Origin of the sequence: Nostoc sp. (assembly GCF_036917515.1) — a bacterium.
Classification (GTDB): domain Bacteria; phylum Cyanobacteriota; class Cyanobacteriia; order Cyanobacteriales; family Nostocaceae; genus Nostoc.
Map to the genome: position 1 here is coordinate 34,718 of NZ_JBALDE010000255.1, position 20,034 is coordinate 54,751.

Annotated in this window: 13 protein-coding genes; 6 read left to right on the forward strand and 7 right to left on the reverse strand. The window is 39.5% G+C overall.

Going from position 1 to position 20,034, the window contains the following annotated elements:
• Positions 1-88 precede the first annotated feature (88 nt).
• The 5 genes from V7K89_RS32400 to V7K89_RS32420 all read left to right on the forward strand — a co-directional run bounded on the left by V7K89_RS32400 (position 89) and on the right by V7K89_RS32420 (position 5,904).
• On the forward strand, positions 89-1,147 hold the full coding sequence (locus tag V7K89_RS32400) for a hypothetical protein (RefSeq protein ID WP_335194712.1): 1,059 nt from the start codon (positions 89-91) through the stop codon (positions 1,145-1,147).
• Positions 1,148-2,623 carry a DUF3131 domain-containing protein gene (locus V7K89_RS32405; protein ID WP_335194714.1) on the forward strand — a complete coding sequence of 492 codons (1,476 nt, stop codon included), beginning with the start codon at positions 1,148-1,150 and terminating at the stop codon, positions 2,621-2,623.
• A gap of 87 nt (positions 2,624-2,710) precedes the next feature.
• Positions 2,711-4,693, forward strand: a complete 1,983-nt coding sequence (locus V7K89_RS32410; RefSeq protein WP_335194716.1) for a glycosyltransferase — start codon at positions 2,711-2,713, stop codon at positions 4,691-4,693.
• An 88-nt stretch (positions 4,694-4,781) separates the two neighbouring features.
• Entirely contained in the window at positions 4,782-5,492 is a 711-nt protein-coding gene (locus V7K89_RS32415; RefSeq protein ID WP_335194717.1) for a PIG-L deacetylase family protein, read from the forward strand.
• An 85-nt stretch (positions 5,493-5,577) separates the two neighbouring features.
• Complete coding sequence (locus tag V7K89_RS32420) at positions 5,578-5,904, forward strand: STAS domain-containing protein (protein WP_335194719.1); 327 nt, start codon at positions 5,578-5,580, stop codon at positions 5,902-5,904.
• A gap of 42 nt (positions 5,905-5,946) precedes the next feature.
• Here the strand turns inward: V7K89_RS32420 and V7K89_RS32425 are convergent, their stop codons facing one another.
• Entirely contained in the window at positions 5,947-7,137 is a 1,191-nt protein-coding gene (locus tag V7K89_RS32425) for a SpoIIE family protein phosphatase (protein WP_335194721.1), read from the reverse strand.
• Positions 7,138-7,287: 150 nt separating this feature from the next.
• On the opposite strand from V7K89_RS32425, the gene V7K89_RS32430 reads away from it, so the two are divergent.
• Positions 7,288-7,716: an ATP-binding protein gene (locus V7K89_RS32430; protein ID WP_335194723.1), complete on the forward strand. Its 429-nt coding sequence runs from the start codon at positions 7,288-7,290 to the stop codon at positions 7,714-7,716.
• A gap of 20 nt (positions 7,717-7,736) precedes the next feature.
• Here the strand turns inward: V7K89_RS32430 and V7K89_RS32435 are convergent, their stop codons facing one another.
• From V7K89_RS32435 to V7K89_RS32460, 6 genes are all read right to left on the reverse strand, one after another.
• On the reverse strand, positions 7,737-10,178 hold the full coding sequence (locus tag V7K89_RS32435; RefSeq protein WP_335194725.1) for a hybrid sensor histidine kinase/response regulator: 2,442 nt from the start codon (positions 10,176-10,178) through the stop codon (positions 7,737-7,739).
• A 5-nt stretch (positions 10,179-10,183) separates the two neighbouring features.
• Positions 10,184-10,708 (reverse strand): Rab family GTPase, encoded by a 525-nt coding sequence (locus V7K89_RS32440; RefSeq protein WP_335194727.1) that lies wholly within the window; start codon positions 10,706-10,708, stop codon positions 10,184-10,186.
• A gap of 56 nt (positions 10,709-10,764) precedes the next feature.
• Positions 10,765-12,951, reverse strand: a complete 2,187-nt coding sequence (locus V7K89_RS32445; protein WP_335194729.1) for an OmpA family protein — start codon at positions 12,949-12,951, stop codon at positions 10,765-10,767.
• 95 nt (positions 12,952-13,046) lie between these two features.
• Positions 13,047-13,679: a hypothetical protein gene (locus V7K89_RS32450; RefSeq protein WP_335194731.1), complete on the reverse strand. Its 633-nt coding sequence runs from the start codon at positions 13,677-13,679 to the stop codon at positions 13,047-13,049.
• Between the two features lie 227 nt (positions 13,680-13,906).
• Positions 13,907-18,613, reverse strand: coding sequence for a response regulator (locus V7K89_RS32455; RefSeq protein ID WP_335194733.1), 4,707 nt, complete (start codon positions 18,611-18,613; stop codon positions 13,907-13,909).
• A gap of 79 nt (positions 18,614-18,692) precedes the next feature.
• Positions 18,693-20,006: a hypothetical protein gene (locus V7K89_RS32460; RefSeq protein WP_335194737.1), complete on the reverse strand. Its 1,314-nt coding sequence runs from the start codon at positions 20,004-20,006 to the stop codon at positions 18,693-18,695.
• Positions 20,007-20,034 lie beyond the last annotated feature (28 nt).

Below are 20,034 nucleotides of genomic sequence, written 5' to 3' on the forward strand. Positions count from 1 at the left end.
TTTGGGAATACTTGTACATGATGCAGTAGCTTTCACGAGCAACAGTCATCTATCTGGATTCAAAATCCCTGTTTATTCGTTCAAATCTATGGACAAGGTACAACTGGCGCTGATGATGCTAATTTTACTAGGAAGCATCTTTGCGAATAAAAATCTCATGGCGGTTACTGATGCCTCAAGGCAACTCGAAAACCGGAAATTAAACCAAATTCGCAACCAAATACCTTCCAATACTCCTGTACTACTGGGACTGTATGCCGCAGATTATCTAGGAAATCAAAGTACAATTGATAGCCAATTACGTCAAGTCGATCAATGGGTTGGTAAGCGCCATACTATTGCTGGATTGTTCTTAGATATTGAGGACTCAAATCCTGCTTACAACATCCCAGTGTCCCTAGAACAATTGAAGCACAACGGATATACAGCTTTTATTAATCTCAAATCTACTCGTTCAGCAGCGCAGATTGCTAAGGGAGACGTAGATAGTTCTCTACAAAAAGTGGCAAAAGCCTATGCTGATTGGGCAAATAAAGGAGAGGGTCGTATGGCGTTCATCGCACCATTGCAAGAGATGAATATTCCTGGAGAAGCATACAGCAAAGACCCGCAGAACTTCAAATTAGCTTATCAACGTATCCAAAAGATATTTAAAGAGGCTGGTGTATCTTCACAAGTAATACGTTGGGTATTTGCACCTAATGGTTGGAGTGAAAACAATGAACATCGCTTTGAAAACTACTATCCTGGGGACACGTCGGTAGATATTGTTGCCTTTAGTTCTTACAACTGGGGGTTTTGTAGTAATTCTTCTTGGAAACACTGGAGTAGCCCAAAAGAAGTTTTTGAACCATATATTAAGCGGATGAAGGTTATGGCTGGCAGTAAGCCGATTTTTATCGCTCAAACAGCTAGTACGAGTAATACGCAAAATGGTTTACCCAACACTGCCAAAGACCAATGGTTAAGAGACTCCTACACTCAGCTACCTCGGATGGGTGTAAGAGCCATCCTTTATTTCAATATTAATAAGGAATGTGATTGGGCAATTAACAATAATAGTGGCAAATCTGCTGGTTATAAAGACGCGTTAAATAATCCGGCTTTCGGCTATTTATCCCCTGCTGAGTTGGCAAAGAAAATATAAATGGCAACAAGCGTCATTAAAAGTATGATTTTGCAATCAGTTTTGTATGCAACGACAAATCAACAACCACTGCTTTGTCCGAGTACTGCGACGTGGCAATGCTCTCCTATCCCATCTATGATCATTGCTGCCCCTGATAACTTTAACCCTGATGTCGAAACACCATCGCTACAAACCGTTCCAGAACTTAATGCTCCCACAGTTACGCCACTACCGCTAAAACCAAAACTGATACCACTAAAACCAACAGCTACACCAGATAAACCTGTTACTCCTTCACCAACAACTTCTTTACCACGATTGACCCAAGAAGCGGATCAAATTGCTGCCAGGCGAGCTTGGAAATATTTTGAGCGTAACTGGAATCCCCAAACAGGTTTAGTAAATTCGGGAGACAACTTGCAGTGGACAACTTGGTGGGATCAAGGTAGCGCCTTATTAGGAATTCATGCGGCTTACCAATTAGGATTATTGCCACAAGATGTTTTCCAAAATCGGATGAACACATTGCTACAGACGTTGGAAAAACTGCCCCTACCGCCAACTGGTTTACCCAACAAAGCTTACAGTACCCATACTGCCGAAATGCGCCATCTCAATGATACCCCCGATCCCAAGGGTACAAGTGGTTGGTCAGTTCTAGATATGGCCCGATTTTTATTAGGATTGCATGTTATGCGATCGCATTATCCAGAATATAGCGATCGCATAAACCACATCGTTGCTCGCTGGAATCTATCGAAACTTGTCAAAGATGGTTGGTTAAACGGTGCTATTCCTAGAGCCGGTCAACTTCTGGAAGTGCAGGAAGGGCGATTAGGCTACGAGCAATATGCTGCTCACAGTTTAAAGCTGTGGAATATTCAAGCCACTAATGCTCTCTCTAATCCGCCAGTCAAGGTGATTCAAGTGGATGGTATTACTCTGCAAGTCGATCAACGGAATTTAAAAAACTCTGGAGCTACTAATTATCTAACAAATGATCCTTATTTACTTTGGGGTTTAGAAATGGGTTGGAATGATACTGTCAAGCCTCAAGTGCAAAATCTTTTCAAAGTGCAACAACAACGGTTTAAGCGCACTGGAATTTTAACTGCTATAAATGAAGATTCGTTGGATCGTCCCCCTTACTTTCTGTATTACAGCGTCTATGCCAATGGTCAATCTTGGCAAGCCGTTAACGTTAGCGGAAAAGCCTATCCCCAATTGCGGTTTGTTAGTACAAAAGCAGCATTTTCTTGGTTTGCACTCATGCCAGATGACCCTTACACGAAAAGGCTGCGAGACTTTGTTCAAAATTTATCCGATAAAAATCGCGGCTATCTTTCAGGACGATATGAAAATTCTCAACTAGGTGTTAATGCTTCAGTTGATATTAATACGAATGCGATTATTTTAGAAAGTTTGCTTTACCAAGCTAGAGGCAGACATCCACTGGTGTTTGAAGCCAAGAGCCAGGCGAGGCAGCAGAAATAAAGAAAATTTTTAACAACTTCTAACTCCCAATTTAGCATTTTTCACCATTGCGCTATCCTTTTACATTAATTACTTACTGGTATTAAGATGACTTCAGTTTCTATTAGCGATCATTCCTCAAACTTCTCTGGTAACAGCCGCTCATTACTCAAAAAAAGAACGCTGTTATTTCGCTATTTGGCAGAAATTAATTTAATTTTTGGTATCTGGTATTTGCAATGGCGCGTCACCCATTCCATCAATTTTGATGCCCTCTGGATCTCGATTCCTTTGCTGATAGCAGAGATTTACAGCTATTTCGGTGGTGTAATGTTTGTAATTGGGTTGTGGCGACCTTTAGTCAGACAAATTAAGTCTCTCGACCAAATGATCCCACCTCTACCCAGATCCGACTGGCCAACAGTGGATGTGTTTGTCACTTGCTACAACGAGCCGACAGAAATTGTCGAAGAAACTGCTAAAGCTGCTTTAACAATTGATTACCCGCCAACAAAGTTACGCGTTTATGTGCTGGATGACGGGAACTCGGCTGATATGCGAGCAATGACAGAAAGATTGTGTATTGAAGATTTGCAATCACCACAATTACAGCTAGAAGCGGAACGGATTGATGCAGAACATTCTGACTTGTTGGAGCGCCTGAAGCAACTGGAAAATCTCACACCTAATACTCAAGCTGCGGAACAATGGCTGCAAACATCATCAGAACCAGTGGTTAACCAGCCTGCGGCTGAATTTGTGCAAAGTTTGCGATCGCTGATTCTTTGGCTACCTCCAACTCATCAAAGTATTCGCGATCGCCTAATTACCGAACGGAAAGCTTTAAAAGAAGCTATTCACAAAAAAGAACTAGAACTAGTTGAACTTGCTCGTTTTCGTTACATTGCTCGTCCTAAGACCCCTGGTGTAGCACATCATGCCAAAGCAGGCAATATCAATTATGCAATTTTTTCTGGAGAAACGTCAGGAAATTTTATTGTTACTCTAGATGCTGACCACATTCCCAAGCGAAATTTTCTCAAGCGAGTTCTGCCTTATTTCTACACTTATAATCTTTCAACAGGAAAATACGACCAGAATCAAATTGCTTTTGTACAGACCCGTCAGGATTTTTATAATATTCCTCCAGGCGATCCTTTTGGACATCGAGCAAATTTATTTTATGGGCCGCTTCAACAAGGTAAAGATGGTATGAATGCGGCGTTTTATACGGGCACAAATGCGATTCTTAGACGTGAAGCATTAGTTAGTGTCGGACTGCAAAATTTTGCTGATGAATTTGCCAAAGATGAAAAACGTTTAGATGAATTTGATTTAGTTGGTGGGGTATCCAGTAATAGCATTACGGAAGATATGAATACAGCCATGCGTCTGCATAGTGCTGGTTGGAAATCTATTTATCACAATGAACTTTTGGCAGAAGGTTTAGCACCAGACGATCTAAGTTCTACTCTGAAACAGCGGCTACGCTGGGCACAAGGAACTATCCAAGTGCTAGTGAGGGAAAATCCATTGACAAAATCAGGGCTAACCTTTTGGCAAAGGTTGCAATATTTCAAGACGATGTACAGTTATTTCTCTGGTTTTGCAACTCTGGTTTTTATTTCTTGTCCAATTATTTATTTTTTTATGGACATTGTTCCAGTCAAAACCTACGGTCCTGACTTTGCCGTACATTTTTTCCCAGCTTTTATTATTAACCGTCTGACTTTCCTTGCAGCTACTTGGGGCATTCCAGCTAGAGAAGTATGGCGCTCGGAACAATATGCGATCGCTTTATTTCCCTTATTAATCCAAGCCGTATGGAGTGTATTCACAGGACAAAAACTCAATTTCCAGGTCACACCTAAGCAACGCCAATCCGGGATTTATCTCCGGCTTATTTGGCCGCAGCTGGTTATTTTTATCCTTACCATCTTGGGGATGTTCTGGAGCCTTTACCAATTTGCAATTGGCCATTTAAATAATCCTGAGGTTCACCTGCTTAATGGTGCATGGGCTATCTATAATTTATTACTTTTGTGGGCGATTATCCGCGCATCTGTTTGGCAGCCTCCAAAACAAGTTTAAGAGGTAAGTAAAAAAAGCTGGAAAAGGGCAGGTGAATAAATAACTCATGACTGCTGACTTGCAAATCTAATTTAGAAAGAAAACAGCTATGAACACTTATTCGGACTCAAACAACTTTGGTCAGCGAACTGTCTTAACAATCTATGCTCATGCTGATGATGAAGTTTTACCTGCTGCTGGTACTCTTAGTCTGATGTCCAAAGCAGGATGGAATGTTCGTTGCTTAATTTTGACTGATGGTGGTCTTTCTAGTTCGCCTGTTAAAGGTACACGTCATCAAGAGGCAGATGCAGCTGGTAAAATCATCGGTGCAACTTACGAGTTTCATGCACTTGAGGAGTGTAATTTCTCCACACAAGCAGTGATTAAAGTTACTGAAGAAGCTCTTGGACATTGGCAACCTGATCTGATTATTACTCACGCACCACAACCTGAAAAATATGGACATAGAGATCATGAAGTGTGTGCGATCGCAGTTTCTAATGTTGCTACCCGCAAAAACATACCATTATGGTATTCAGCACCACCTGTTTTTTTGCGCGGTTTTGAACCCAACTTTTTTGTGGATATCACCTCTGTAATTGAGGAAAAAGTTGCAGCTATCGGTTGTTATGAATCAGAGTTAAATAAAGCATTTATGCAACTTGATGCCATACTTGTTTTATCTCGCTTTTGGGCACGAGAGTTAGGTCAAAAAGATGGCTATTTTGAAGCTTTTGAAATTTCTCGGCAATGGGTTGATGCTAGCTTTTTTACTGCAATAGCAAATAATAGTAATCAGCAAGTAGTAAAAAGCTAATTGCTGATCTCTATTGCGGTTTAATTAGGTCAATGCCAAAATATAACTACATAGTTTTCAAGCAAAATAATCGGAAAATAAAACCATGAATATGAATGTAACAGTACTAGAATTATCTGGAATTTTAGATGGTATTAGAGGTAACGAACTACGTCGTGAAGTTAGCGGAATTTTGGCAAACGGAGCTGATATTTTGTTGCTCGATATGAAAGAAGTAAAATTTATTGATAGCTCTGGTTTAGGTGCTTTAGTATCAGCAATGCAAATGGCACGAGCGGCTAATAGTAAACTGTTTGTTTGTTCGATCAGCGAGCAAGTCAAGATGTTGTTTGAACTAACTAAAATGGATAGAATTTTTCAAACCTTTGCCGATCAAGATGAATTCAATCGCCAAGTATTGGCAATACAATAAGCTGTTGAATCATCCAAAATTAAATATGCACAATTGACTATACTAACCAAAGTTAACTTTTACTAAAGATAAGTCATCATCAAGACTATCTTGAGCATTTAAAGTGATAATGTTCGCTAATAGTTGATTGAGGTTAGAGGTATCTTTCTGACTATATTTGGTTAGTAAGTCAATGAAAGCATCGATTCCCCAAATTTTACCATCTGATTGATTAATTTCATAAGCACCATCACTAAAGATGAATAAAGTGCTGTTTTCTTGAACCTGAAAAACAGCATCCTCAAATTGGACTTCAGGTAAAAACCCAATTGGTAAATCTAAAGAAGTTAGCTGTTTAATTTCGATATTATTTGTGGAGGTGTTAGATAACAGTAAAGCTGGTGGATGTCCGGCATTGGCATAAATGAGTTGACGTTTAAGGCGGTGATAAACTCCGTACCAGATTGTAAAGTATTTATCACCGTGCTTGCTCATTTGGAAGGCATGATTGAGTGCTTTTAGAACTTCACTTGGTTGAGAAAAGTTAGTGTTTGGTAGAGATTGCGATCGCAAAACATTCAGCACCGATACCGATAGGAGGGCTGAACCTACTCCATGACCTGATACGTCCAACAAATAAATTGCCAAGTGATCCTCGTCAATCCAATGATGGTCGAAGCAATCGCCCCCTAGTTGTGCTGAGGGAATAAACAGATTTTCTGTAGTTACTGCTCCGACAAGCGGTGAGGGTAAAAGCGATCGCACATAAGCAGCTGCCTCAGACAATTCGGTTTCCAAAATTTGCTTTTGGGTTTGCAAATCTTGATTGAGTGTCTCCAAGACTTGCTTTTGACTTTGTAAATCCTGATTTAGCTGGTGTAACCTTAGTCCTGCTCTTACCCGTGCTTTCAATTCATTCATCTCTATTGGTTTAGAGATAAACTCATCCGCTCCAGCGTCAAGTCCCCTAACTCTATCTTCCTCCTCTCCTCGAGCTGCTCCCTTAGCCGTCAATAAAATAAAAAAAGTAGTTGCTAACTGTGGATCTGTTTTAATTCGACGACACACTTCTAGTCCATCTACCTGGGACATCATCCAGTCACAGATAATCAGGGCAGGATGTAGCAGTTGTGCTTTTATAATTCCTTCTTCGCCATTACTGGCTACAGTAGTCTCATAACCCTGCCTTTGGAGTGTACTTTTTAGTACTGCTCGCACTGTTGGGTCATCATCAATAACCAGAATTTTAAACATAAATTATAGTTTACTAAGTAAAACGCTCGGTAAATAGTTGCTTTAATTTAAGTTATATGCAATTTAGTTTTTAATGTATAGTAAAAATACTCAAATTAAATAAACTAATTAAGGAATATGATGATTTAACAAGATTTTATTAGTTAAGAAGTGAATAATAAAATTTCTCTCAAAGTCAACACAGACCTGACAGCTTCATCTCAAGTTTTGTCTTGGTTCGAGCAGATGAATCAACCACCTATTATCGATAAACAAGTTTGGTGGCAATGTCAAACTCTGATGATAGAAGGTTTTACTAACATTGTTGAACATGCCCACAAAAATTTACCTATTGAAACTCCGATTGAGATGGAAGCTGTGCGGTTAGATGAATATATAGAAATTCGCATCTGGTCTCAAGGGGAACCATTTGACTTAGAACAGCAATTGCGCCAAACATCTGAATTTGAAGATAACGATCAAGAGCGCGGGCGGGGTTTAAAAATCATGTCGGCCATTGCTAACAAATTGAGTTATCAGCCGACAGAAGATAATCGTTACTGTTTATTTATTAGTAAATCTTACAAAAAAGACCCATGATTGGAGTGGGAAGACACTGACTAATGACTACTGATTAAAAACTCTTCGATGCGTTTAATAAAGTGTTCTAACTCTACGATTAAGTTAGTAGAACCTCGACGCTCTTGATTGATCGCTAATTGTTCTAGTTTTTCTGCTGCTAGATGCATAGTTGTAACTCCCATATTGGCACTAGCACCTTTAATTTGATGGACTTGGAGTGCTAGTTGCTCAAAGTCATAAGCTGCGATCGCTATTTTAATTAACTCTAGACGAGGTTGAATATCCTCAACAAACATTTGCAATAGTTCCAATTCAAATTCTGAATTATTTTCTGAAAGTTGATGCAAGCGTTCCCAATCAATTGGGAGATCAACTGAACCGACATCTATTGTAGAAACTGCCTGCTCTGTGGCAGCTGTTTCTTTTACTCTGAATATCACATTTCCCCAATACTCTAGCGTCGCGGCCAAATTTTCATTCATCACTGGCTTGCTCAAATAGTCGTCCATTCCGGCATCTAAACACATTTGTTTGTCTTGTTTCATCGCATTAGCTGTCATCGCAATTACTACAGGACGACGACCACTAGCAAAGCTACTTTCTTGCCAACGATGAATTTCTTTTGTGGTTTCCAGACCGTCGAGAATCGGCATTTGGCAATCCATCAGAACCAAATCATAAGGAATCTTTTCTAATAGCTGCAACGCTTCTTTCCCATTATTAGCGACATCAGCACTGTAGCCCAGGTTTTTGAGTTGGTTCAAGGCTATTTTCTGATTTACCAGATTATCTTCAGTTAAAAGAATTCTTAATTTATGTAAGTCAGGAAACGGGGAAGAAGATGCGGGGATGCTGAATATCCCCTGACTCTTGAACGCCAGTTGCTCCACTTGAGGAGACTTGATCGCTTTTTGTATCTCCTGTTGGGAGAAGACCAGACTGGCTCCTGCTGATTCCTCTGGAATAACAGAAGCGGTAATCGTAAAGTAAAACGTGCTACCTGCATTAAGCTCACTTTCAACCCAAATTCTGCCACCCATTAACTCACACAGTTGCTTGCAGATGGCAAGACCTAAGCCAGTACCGCCATATTGTCGAGTAATGGAGGAGTCAACTTGACTGAAGGCTTTAAATAAACGTTCAAGGCGATCGCGTGGAATTCCAATGCCTGTATCTTTAACACTAAACTGAATTTCTTCAGTATTGGCAGCAAAAGAATGATTAATATCGCTATTCTTGCGGGTTATAACTGAAATTTCTATGGTTCCAGTTTCGGTAAATTTAATCGCATTACAGAGTAAATTAATTAAGACTTGACGCAGTCGGGTAATATCCCCCACAATCGTAGTCGGAAGTTCAGGAGTATCAAAAAATGTGAGTTTTAAACCTTTTTCTCTAGCTGTAGGCGCAAGCATATAAAGAGCCTCATGAATGCAATTTCGCAAACCAAAAGGTTCTGCTTCAAGTTCTAAATTGCCCGATTGTATTTTGGAGAAGTCAAGGAAATCGTTAATAATTTTGAGTAAAGAATTTCCACTGGTGTAGATGATTTCAACAAAGTCTTGCTGTTCGGCAGTCAATTCAGTATATTGCAATAAATTCGCCATACTAATTACAGATGCGATCGGAGTCCGAACCTCATGGCTAATCATTGCTAAGAATTCTTGTTTAGCAAGTTCTACTTGCTTTCGTTCAGTCATGTCTCGCAAAATGTAAACATAACCTTGAAAATGTTCAATTTCTGTCTTAACTATTGAGGATGAAAAAGCTACAGGAATTGTTTTACCACTTTTAGGATAACAAACGGTTTCTACTTCTTTGATTAAAGGATTTTTTTCTTGATTGGAGAATCTACTAATATTTTCAATCTCACCAATAATCAAGGGATATTTATTAACTTCTTTAAGAACTTTTGTGATTGGTTGACCGATTAGTTCTATCTCATTATATTGTAATAAATTTTGTGCAGCATAATTTACTTTTTTTATCTCACCTGATAGCGTTGTTACTAACAACGCGTCTGCCATTGATGTCACAATTTGGTCAATATATTGTTTAGAAGCCTTTAAGTTACGTAGTAAAAGATTTGCTTCATTTGCACCTTGAAATAAAGATTGCTCAAGTACCATCCGTTCTGTAGCATCTTCGACAACGATGGTTAGTTGATTACTGGAATGGTCTTCCTGGAGATTATTAGTAATCCGAATATCAATATACAAAGGAGAAGCCGTATGTTGCGATCGCATAATTCCTTTTAATTCAAAATTATCTTGCTCTCGCTGTAGAATTGCATCAAAGATATCTTCCAGTCCCTCTAATTCGGGAAACACAATCCGAACATCCTGGCCAAGCTTCACTTCATTAGAAATATCGGCAAAATGATTTAATCCCAAAGACATCTCTAGAATCTTGAATTTTGTATCAATTATCAAATATTCAATACCACATACTGATAATAAGTTCGTTACAAATGAGTTCATTTTAATTAAATTAAACGATTGGCTAAAGCTTGAAATATTTTATCAACATTATTGCCAGTTTTTGCTGAAGTTACATAAGTGTCTAATATATTAGCTTGATTAGTAAATTGATACATTTGACGAATTTTTTCTAAATATTCGGCTGCAATCATATCTGATTTGTTCAGTGCAACAACAATATAGCTATTAGGATTAACAGCTAAAAAAGTTTGAATATGCTCCTGGATATGATGGAGCGTTTCTGCTTGTGTCACATCACCAACTATCACAGCACCTTTAGAACCTTGAAAATAATTTTTAGCAACTGCCTTAAACTTATTACTACCTTCAATATCCCAAATTACTAACTGTAAGTTTTGTTCAACAATTAGGTCTTTTTTTGAAAAATTAACCAATTTTTGAGAAATTTTTACTCCTACAGTTGAAAGGTATTCATCACTAAATTTACACTCGACAAATTGGTGAATTAAACTAGTTTTACCAACACCAAAATCACCAAATAAACATATTTTTTTAGATATTGTAGACATAGTTGGAGAAAATTAGAAAATGTTTGATCAAAATCATCGCCACTATCAACCTAAAATTACTTGTTTATCGTTTCTAGAGCGACACAGCGGCTTAACCACAAAGGTTGAGTTTCATCAATTCCTGGTGGTAAATTTGTCCTACCAATGACTTGTAGGCGAGATGGCTCAATGCCTAATTTAATCAGTGCTTGTTGTACAGCCTTTGCTCGCGACAGTGCCAATTTTTGAGATTTATTCTCGCTATTACGGTTACTATAACCAATGATTTTTAAATGCTTATTTGGGTGCTGATTAAGAAAAAACTTAACCTGTTGAATCTTATGTGCTGTATCTGCTTTCATTAAACTCGTTGAGTCGGGTTGAAAGTAAAATCGAACTTCAATCTGTGGAGGTTCAACTCGTACCGCGCTAGACACAGATTTTACGCCAGGAATTTGTTCAAATGCATTAGCAATAATCTGAGCATCTGTAATTCGGTTGACAGTTCCTTCAATAGCTACTTTACCAGCAATGTATTGAGTAGAAATTGCTATATCGTCAGTCTGATTTAAAACTGCTGTGACTCGTTTTATTTCAGCAGCAGCTAATACGGGGTCTGCTGGTACTTCTACTAATAAAATTTGATTGTCAATCAACCAATTAGGAAAGGTGATTTTGACAGTTTGCTCGGCTTTCTGGCGAAGAAGTTGATTAGGTAATCGTCCTGTTAATTTTAATTTGTTGTGTTCTACTTGTACATTAAGTCGATATACGGCTAGTTCTGGAACAGAAGCTAGAGCCAACGAAGTTTGATTTTCAATGGAATGTATAACTCCACTACGGTATTGCCAAATACCCCAAGGAATTATAATGGTACTGATAACTGTTAAGACTAATATCTGGAGCAGTGAGACTTTTGTTTTCTTTTTCTCCTGAATACCTGTATGTTTCAATTCTTCTAGAAGTGTATGAACTTCAAGAGGAATTGAATCTGGCTCACCGTCAAATTTTTCAATTAAATCACCATGCTTTTTAACGATTGTGCTGAAGAATTGCCGCATTTTCCAAATAAAGTTTTTGCTTGGTTCTCCGCGCACAACAATCGCTAAATAACAGTATCCTGCAACTTCCAAAATTATTTTGGATGTCCCATATTCAATTGCATCTAATTCTGTTATGCTTCCAGATTGATTGATGCAATCATTGGCAAAACTGCGAATTGCTGTCAGCATTCCTGCTACCATTTCAGCTTCTAGCTGCTCTACATCAGAATGCTGAATATTTGAGATAACTAAACCAGATGCTTTATGAATCAAGAAAATAGCTTGAATTGTAAATGGTAAAGCTTCTTTAAGAATTAATTCTGCTTCCGAAACTCCCTGTAGCTTGGCACGAATTTTACGTTTAATACCTTCAACGCTGAGGGTTTCTTCAACTTGTCGGTTAATGGCACGGATTGTCTCTGCCATATATTTGGCTATGGTACTACCAATAACTGGGTAGAGTGCATCCACCACAATATTCTGCTCAATTTCAATTTGCTTTTTTATGGCTCGTCCCATTGCCGGAGCGATCGCATCTGAAACTTCTTCTGGAGCTATAATAATCTGTTGGGAAAGAGCTAGAGGAACTACAGGTGCGATCGCCTCACTCATGCTAACTTTATCTTGTTCAGTACGACTGCGGATAGTCTCATCGATGATAGGAGCAATTATTTGGACAAATTCTTCTCTCGACTCTGTAATCTTCAGCTTTAAAAGCTCAGAAATCCACGGTAGTAGTAGATTTATTAGCTCTTTGGGGTCGTAAATTTGATGCTCTATTTTTGCTAATTTTTGTTCGAGTTTAGTTGTAATATGATTTATTTCTGATAGTTCATATCCGACTAATATTTCCCGTAATTTTTGCAATGCATCCTCTGAGTTGTCTAATTTTTCCTCAAATTCTGTAAATATTTCAAGAGATTCTTCTAATTCTTCTTGGGTAGTTTGTGAGTAATTAGATATATCTTGAGTCAAATTCAAATTTGATTCTAAATAAGCTTCACATACTTCTAATGTCACTGGAGTAAGTTGCAATAATTCAAGGTTTTCTGGGATATACTCCTTTTTCTTATCAGTTTTTGATGGTAATAAAGGAAAAGACTGCTCAGGTGATTCGATAATTTTGAGTTCAATTAGCAAATCCAGCAAGTTGTCAAGCTGTACAGCTATTTCTGGCTTTAAATCAACAGATTGATAAATCGGATTTTTCACCTGAGTCATCCTTTTTAGAGTGCTGAGTTAGGAGTTAGAAGTTCTTATCTACCTCATTTTTATTTACCTTCTGACTTAATTACAAATGCAATTTTGCCATACTATTAGAATGAGTTAACTACTTTTGACAACTTTGTAGTTTCTAGAAGCGGTACAGCAGTATATTCGTCGCTGCGTTCATTGGCTGCTTCTCGCAATTTAGGAATAAATTCAGTTTCTTTCAGACGCATTCCTAAGGCAAATAAAGTTTCAGCCATATCGTCTTTAGAAACTTTATTATCTGTCAACTGCGAAAAGCGTCGCTCTATTTCTTCTAAAATCAGATCGCGTAATGCCGTAACATCATCTTGTAATTGGACTTTAGTTTGAAATATTTCATCTCGAATTGAGGTAGTTTGGCTATCTAAGGTTTCATCAAGCGACTGAACGCTGCTAGAAAACTTTTTATTAAGTCTATCAACCTGTTGCCGTAAGTCAAGAGTTTCTTCTTGAGTTGCGAGGTTAAGTGACTTCAGTTTTTTTTCTAGGGACTCAAACCCCGTTTTTAGTTCAGCCGAAAAGTTGGACTTGAGTTGCTCGACATGCAATCGCGTCTGTTGTTGCAGGAGAGATATATCTGACTCCAGCTTGGTAAATCGATTTTCGTACTCTCTTAGCTGTGTTCCAAGAATAATATCGCGGATCTGATCGATATTGCCAAGTCTTTCTCGTACATCGTCTCTACTCATCTGACTCATTAGGAAAACCTCGCTTTTCAGGAATCAATTGGGAATAAGAGGTGATGCATTTAACTGACATTTAGGCTAAAAATTCTTAGCTTATGATGCAGCTAACTCACCGAATATACTTTGTTATTATTCCCAATCGTTGAGAATTTATATCTGTAAAATATAAAATGAGTAACGAAAAATTAAAAATAAGTATTTTTCATAACTTACTCAGAGAAAATCCTCCAGTGAATTTATTAATAATTATTATTTTCGGTTGTAGCATTACTATCTTTATAGGTCAAAAAATCTTGGATGCGTTTAAGAAAGTCTTCTAACTCTACGATTAAGTTACTAGAACCTCGACGCTCTTGGTTATAAGCTAGCTGTTCTAGTTTTACTGCTGCTAGATGCATGGTTGTAACTCCCATATTGGCACTAGCACCTTTAATTTGATGCCCTTGGAGCGCTATTTGCTCAAAATCATGAGATGCGATCGCTATTTTAATTAACTCTAGACGAGGTTGAATATCCTCAACAAATATTTGCAGTAGTTCCAATTCAAATTCTGGGTTATTTTCCGAGAGTTGGTGTAAGCGTTCCCAATCAATTGGGAGGTTAACTAAACTGACATCTGTTGTATAAATCTGCTCTGTAGCAGCTGTTTCTTTTGCCTCGAATATCAGATTTCCCCAGTGCTCTAGCGCTCTCGCCAATTTTTCTTTTATTACTGGCTTGCTCAAATAGTCATCCATTCCGGCATCTAGACACATTTGTTGGTCTTCTTTCATCGCATTAGCTGTCATGGCAATTACCACAGGACGATAACCACTGGCAAAGTAGCTTTCTTGCCAACGGTGAATTTCTTTTGTAGTTTCTAAACCGTCAAGGACTGGCATTTGGCAATCCATCAAAATTAAATCGTAGGGAATTTTTTCTAACAGCTGCAAAACTTCTTTCCCATTACCAGCGACATCAGCACTATAACCCAGACTTTGGAGTTGCTTCAAGGCAACTTTTTGATTCACCAAATTATCTTCGGCTAAGAGAATTCTCAGTTTGGGAAAGTCAGGAGAATAATAGTTGCGGTTGTTTTCAGGATTTTTCAGTTTTAAATTCTGACTTCTGACTTCTAACTCCTGAATTTTGACTTCTGTCTCTTCTTCTAGCTGCGTTCCTAAAATAGTCATGATGGTATCGAGGAGTCGGGACGGCTTAACAGGTTTGACTAAATAAGCCGCAAATCCTATTTTTAGCGATCGCTGGATTTCATCGCGTTGATTAGTAGAAGTAAGCATAATCAAAGGTAGCCCAGCGATCGCTGAATTTGCTTTAATTTGTTCTCCTAAAGTCATGCCATCTATTTCTGGCATCTGCATATCAATTACAGCTATGTCATAGAAATTTTTTTGCTTGGCAGCCTCCTGAATAGCTTTCAGAGCAGCAGTAGCCGAAGCAGCCTGATCCACCAGCATCCCCCAACGGGTAGCTTGATGGTGGATGATTTTGCGATTAGTAGCATTATCATCCACCACTAACAAGCGCCGATTCAGCAAAAGTTCGCCTTCGCCTTCTAAGGAAATAGGCTCAAGTTGCTTGGCGAGAGTTACTTCAAACCAAAACTTAGATCCTTTCCCCAAGCGACTTTCTACGCCCATTTCTCCCCCCATCAAGCTTACCAGTTGCTTGCAGATGGCTAATCCCAAACCTGTGCCGCCATATTTCCGGGTGGTGGAAGCATCTACTTGAGTAAATGGCTTAAAGAGTTTACATTGATCTTCTGGGGTAATGCCAAGACCAGTATCTGTAATCGCAAAATAGATCGTGGCTGTAGTCGGGGAAAGCGAACGCAATTCTGCTCGTAATACTACCTCTCCCTTGCTGGTGAACTTGATCGCATTGCCGATCAGGTTCATGAGAATTTGCCGCAGGCGGCCAGCATCGCCTTGGAGGCGGGTAGGGACGTTGCTATAGATTAATCCTGCAATTTCTAATCCCTTATTATGAGCTGAGGGAGCCAATAATTCCAATACCTCTTCTACACTGGTAGATAAGTCAAAATCTAGAGTTTCTAGTGCCATTTCCCCAGCCTCTAGTTTGGATAGATCCAAAATTTCGTTGATCAGGCTTAACAGAGCATCGCCACTAATGCGTATTGTTTCCATAAAATCCCGCTGCTCGGAGTTTAGGGGAGTTTCTAACATTAAGCTTGTCATCCCCAACACAGCATTCATGGGAGTCCGAATTTCATGGCTCATGTTGGCCAAAAAGGCACTTTTGGTTTGAGAAGCTAATTCAGCTTGCTGACGAGCAATTTCGAGTTCTCGTCGCTGTTGAGTTTCTGCATCTAACATTTGGGCTTGAGCTAAGGCAATACCTACTTGGTCAGCTATTTGCCGTAAAAGATGAGTTTCAAAGCTAGACCAGTGGCGACAACTGCCGCACTGATGGACAATCAGCAAACCGCAAAGTTCTTCTTTGACAAGAATGGGTATGACTAAATTACATTGGACTCCAAATTGTTGCAGTAATTCCAGATGGTTTTTTTGGACTTCAGCTATATCTATGTCAGTAAGCCCCAGATTCGGTCTTTGACGGTACTGCTGTAGATAGTACTGCTGGATGTATTCGGCTTGAAAGTAAGCATCAGTAAGATTTTTATCTTTAATTGCCAGCCAGCCAGAAATTACTGCCTCAACCACGGTGGCTCCAGATCCATCTGCCAAAGGCTGATAAATCAAAACTCGGTCGCTATGGAGAATTTTTTGGACTTCGGTGACGGTGATTTGGAGAATTTCTTTGATTTGCAAAGACTGACGAATTTTGAGGGTGATTTCAGTAAATAGTTGCGATCGCAAGTTTTGGCGTTGGAGTTGTTCTTCTGCCTGCTTGCGCTCAATAAACTGCCCTACTTGCTCACCAATCGAATTCATGACTTTTGCCAAATCTGGGTCAGCTTGCTGGATCTCATGGCTAAAGCAGGTAATGACACCGATGATTTTTTTACCACTACGGATCGGAAAACCGAAAGCTCCGTGCAGTTCTGCTTGGGCAGCGATTTGAGAGCGGATGAAACTCGGATCTTTAGCGACATCAGCAATCCAAACAGGTTCAAGGCTAGTCCAGACACGACCAGGCAGCCCAATTCCTGGTGCAAACGTAATCTGCCGACTGAGGATGTCAAATTCTTGCATCTCGAAAGAGATTTTATACCATGAATTTAGCAAAGACAGTAGATTTGATCCCGGATCTAGCATCCAAAATTCACTTAAATCCCATCCCAAACTTTCGCAGATTCCTTGCAGGATTTGGGGCATGGCTTCGTTGATTGTAGTTGACTCTGCCAAGACGCGGGTTGTAACATACTCAGCTTTCAGATGTTGTTCAGCTCGTTTGCGTAAGCGCAGCTCCTCGAAGACATCGGTGATGTCGATACCTGTGGCGACAATGTATTCAACGTAGCCCTTATGGTCTTGCAAGGTAGTGTTAGTCCAGGCAATCAGCCGCCGACTGCCATCCTTAGCTACCCAATAGTTTTCGTACTCATTGGGCCCTTCACCAATTCGCAACTGCTCAAAAACTGCCTTAATTTGCTCTACCTCTTCAGGAAGTAAAAACAGGTTCCAGAAATGCCTTCCTTTCACCTCATCAAATGAGTAACCAGTTATTTGTTCACAAGCTTGATTGAAGCGAACGATTTGTCCTTGTGTGTCAATAACTATTACCAAAGCGCTGGCTGTATCAAGGACTGCTGAGATAAAGTTGCGTTCTTGGTTCAGTGTTTCCTCTGTTAATTTACGCTCTTTTACCTCACGAGAAATTAAATAGTAGACTATAGCTAGAATCAGAAAACTTAGAAAAATAGCGATCGCCAGTGTCAAAAGCGTGGTGTTAGCACTGGCTTTTGCAGCTTGTGACTGCTGTTTGAGCAACCTTTTATCCTCACTCTCGATCTCATGGACGAGCTTACGGATATCATCCATGAGATGTTTTCCTTGATTTGTCTGGATTAACTGCAACGCTGCGTCGAATCCCTGATTTTGACGCAGGTCTATAGTTTGTTTGAGTATGGCAAGTTTTGCAGCTATCAGAGATTCAAGGGTTGCGAACTGCTTTTGTTGGTTAGATTGATCTGCGATTAAATTTCTCAGTTCGACAATTTTGCGATCAATGTTTCCAACTACTGCTTGATAAGGTTCTAGATAACTTTCTTGTCCAGTGAGGATATAACCGCGTTGTCCAGTCTCAGCATCCTTCATCTCAGACAGTAATTCTTCTAGTTTATTGATTTTCTCTTGAGTTTTTTGTACATGATTATTATTATCAATCAATATACGTGTGTTCTGATAAGAAATCACGCCAATTAAAACTAAAATTGCCGATGCTAAACCAAACCCTCCAGCTACTCTTTGAAAAAATTGTTTGCGTCGCTTCTGCGTCTGTTTGCGTGTATCATTCGCTAATACTAAACTTGCTAAAGTGCGCCGCATTTCTAGTTGTTTAATTACCTGGCGACCTAAAATTCGTAATGCTTCCAATTGTTCGGGAGAGAGGTTTCTTGGTACATGATCATTAACACAAAGTGTTCCTAGTGCATATCCTTCAGCGTTAGTCAGCGTTACACCAGCATAAAATTGAATATTAGGCTCAGAAGTGACTAGTGGGTTTGTCGCAAACCTTTCGTCTTGTGTGGCATCAGGCACAACAAAAACTTCAGGTTGCATAATCGCATGGGCACAGAATGCCACATCTCGCGGTGTTTCTAGGGCATCCAAACCAACTTTTGACTTGAACCATTGGCGATCGCTATCAATTAAGCTGATTAAGGCAATGGGAGTTCCACAAATATATGAAGCTAAACGGGTCAGGTCGTCAAAAGCAGCTTCCGAAGGAGTATCAAGAATCTTATACTCCAAAAGAGATTCGATTCGCTGTGTTTCGTTATCAGGTAATGGTGCTTTCATTCTTCGGCTTTATAGCATTTTGGATTTTAGATTTTGGATTTTAGATTATTTATAGGGTTTACCTTTTGCCTCCTACCTACTAAAATCTGATCCGCAACTGTCCTGTCAAAGAATTACTACTGTAGGCACTTCCCCCGGTTTCTTGATTGCGGACATTACTAAAGCTATAGCCCAAGTCTGCTTCTATACTGGGCGACAGTTTTACCGTACAGCGCGTTTGATAGGTATTGGCATTGTCAAATTCTCCTTTAAGTCGCTGCCGTCCTAAGTTGGCAGCAAGGCGACAGCGTAAGAAATTAGTAATATCTCCTTCCCAAGCTACCTCACCGTTGTAAACTAGGAAATCTGGTGGAGAAAAATAACCGCTTGTGCGTTCTAAATCGCGCTCGTAACTCCAAGTAAATAAGTTAGCTGCCAAAGAAAATTGTCCGAACTTGCGCTCTAACCTACTAAAAGACTGCACCTCGGAATTACCATCGTTGTAACTACCCAAACGCAATGACGAAAACAAGCTAGTATTACGGTCAATCTGCCAGTATAAATCAGGTCCAAATCGCCAAGCAGTAATTTGATTATCTAAAGTTCGAGCATTTGATTTATAGGGCCTTTGTTCTAAATTAGCTGATAGTACTACTACCGATAGCAATCGACCTGATGAGGAAACTCGCGGCTGCGAAATGGGAGCCTCCACCTTAGCATTGAGATTGATCGCTGTGGGTAAACGATTGAATACATCGACTCCGGCTGCTGTTTGGAGAGTCACTTGTCCGATTTTTCCTTGCCATCCAATTTGCAAGGGAATATTGGTTACTGATTCAACACCGCGTTGCTCAAAGAAGTTAAAACCAGTCTTGAAAAATATTTTATTGCCATTTCTCAATCGAAACTGAACTGTTGGTTCGAGGAAAAAATTAGTTTGGCCAAAGTTGTCTGTCTCATAGTGATAGTCTGTATCAATACTTTCCAAAACTGCATCCGGCGTTTTTGGTTTGGTGGAAGTTGTTGGTGGAGTAGAATTCTGGTGCGGTGGTTCGGGTAGCGGTGGCGGACTAGAATTCTGCTGCGGTGGTTCAGGTAGCGGTGGCGGTAATCGCAAATCAGGATTGAAGTTTTCCGGTGCCGCCATCAAAATAGGTGTTGGCTTTAACTGATAGGGGAGTGGTTTTGAGAATTGCTCTGCTGACTCAGGATTAACTGTGGTGACTTGCTCAATCAATCCTGAAGGTGATTTCCAGGTTTGATGTACTTGGGCTGCTTGTAACTTAGCTGCTGATAATATCCAAATACCTATGCTACAGATTACTCCCAATTGAATCTGTAGGTATCCTAAAAGAAATACAGCATACAAACTATATCGAGAAACAAAGAGATAACGTCTAAAACTATCTGCCATCGGTTGATACTAGATTTGTAAATGAAAA

What these genes read in the sequence shown, in the direction of transcription:
- V7K89_RS32400 (WP_335194712.1), top strand. Translation starts at nt 89, where the DNA reads ATGGACAAGGTACAACTGGCGCTGATGATGCTAATTTTACTAGGAAGC.
- V7K89_RS32425 (WP_335194721.1), bottom strand. Translation starts at nt 7,137, where the DNA reads ATGTTTAAAATTCTGGTTATTGATGATGACCCAACAGTGCGAGCAGTA.
- V7K89_RS32435 (WP_335194725.1), bottom strand. Translation starts at nt 10,178, where the DNA reads ATGAACTCATTTGTAACGAACTTATTATCAGTATGTGGTATTGAATAT.
- V7K89_RS32455 (WP_335194733.1), bottom strand. Translation starts at nt 18,613, where the DNA reads ATGAAAGCACCATTACCTGATAACGAAACACAGCGAATCGAATCTCTT.
- V7K89_RS32440 (WP_335194727.1), bottom strand. Translation starts at nt 10,708, where the DNA reads ATGTCTACAATATCTAAAAAAATATGTTTATTTGGTGATTTTGGTGTT.
- V7K89_RS32420 (WP_335194719.1), top strand. Translation starts at nt 5,578, where the DNA reads ATGAATATGAATGTAACAGTACTAGAATTATCTGGAATTTTAGATGGT.
- V7K89_RS32460 (WP_335194737.1), bottom strand. Translation starts at nt 20,006, where the DNA reads ATGGCAGATAGTTTTAGACGTTATCTCTTTGTTTCTCGATATAGTTTG.
- V7K89_RS32445 (WP_335194729.1), bottom strand. Translation starts at nt 12,951, where the DNA reads ATGACTCAGGTGAAAAATCCGATTTATCAATCTGTTGATTTAAAGCCA.
- V7K89_RS32410 (WP_335194716.1), top strand. Translation starts at nt 2,711, where the DNA reads ATGACTTCAGTTTCTATTAGCGATCATTCCTCAAACTTCTCTGGTAAC.
- V7K89_RS32450 (WP_335194731.1), bottom strand. Translation starts at nt 13,679, where the DNA reads ATGAGTCAGATGAGTAGAGACGATGTACGAGAAAGACTTGGCAATATC.
- V7K89_RS32415 (WP_335194717.1), top strand. Translation starts at nt 4,782, where the DNA reads ATGAACACTTATTCGGACTCAAACAACTTTGGTCAGCGAACTGTCTTA.
- V7K89_RS32405 (WP_335194714.1), top strand. Translation starts at nt 1,148, where the DNA reads ATGGCAACAAGCGTCATTAAAAGTATGATTTTGCAATCAGTTTTGTAT.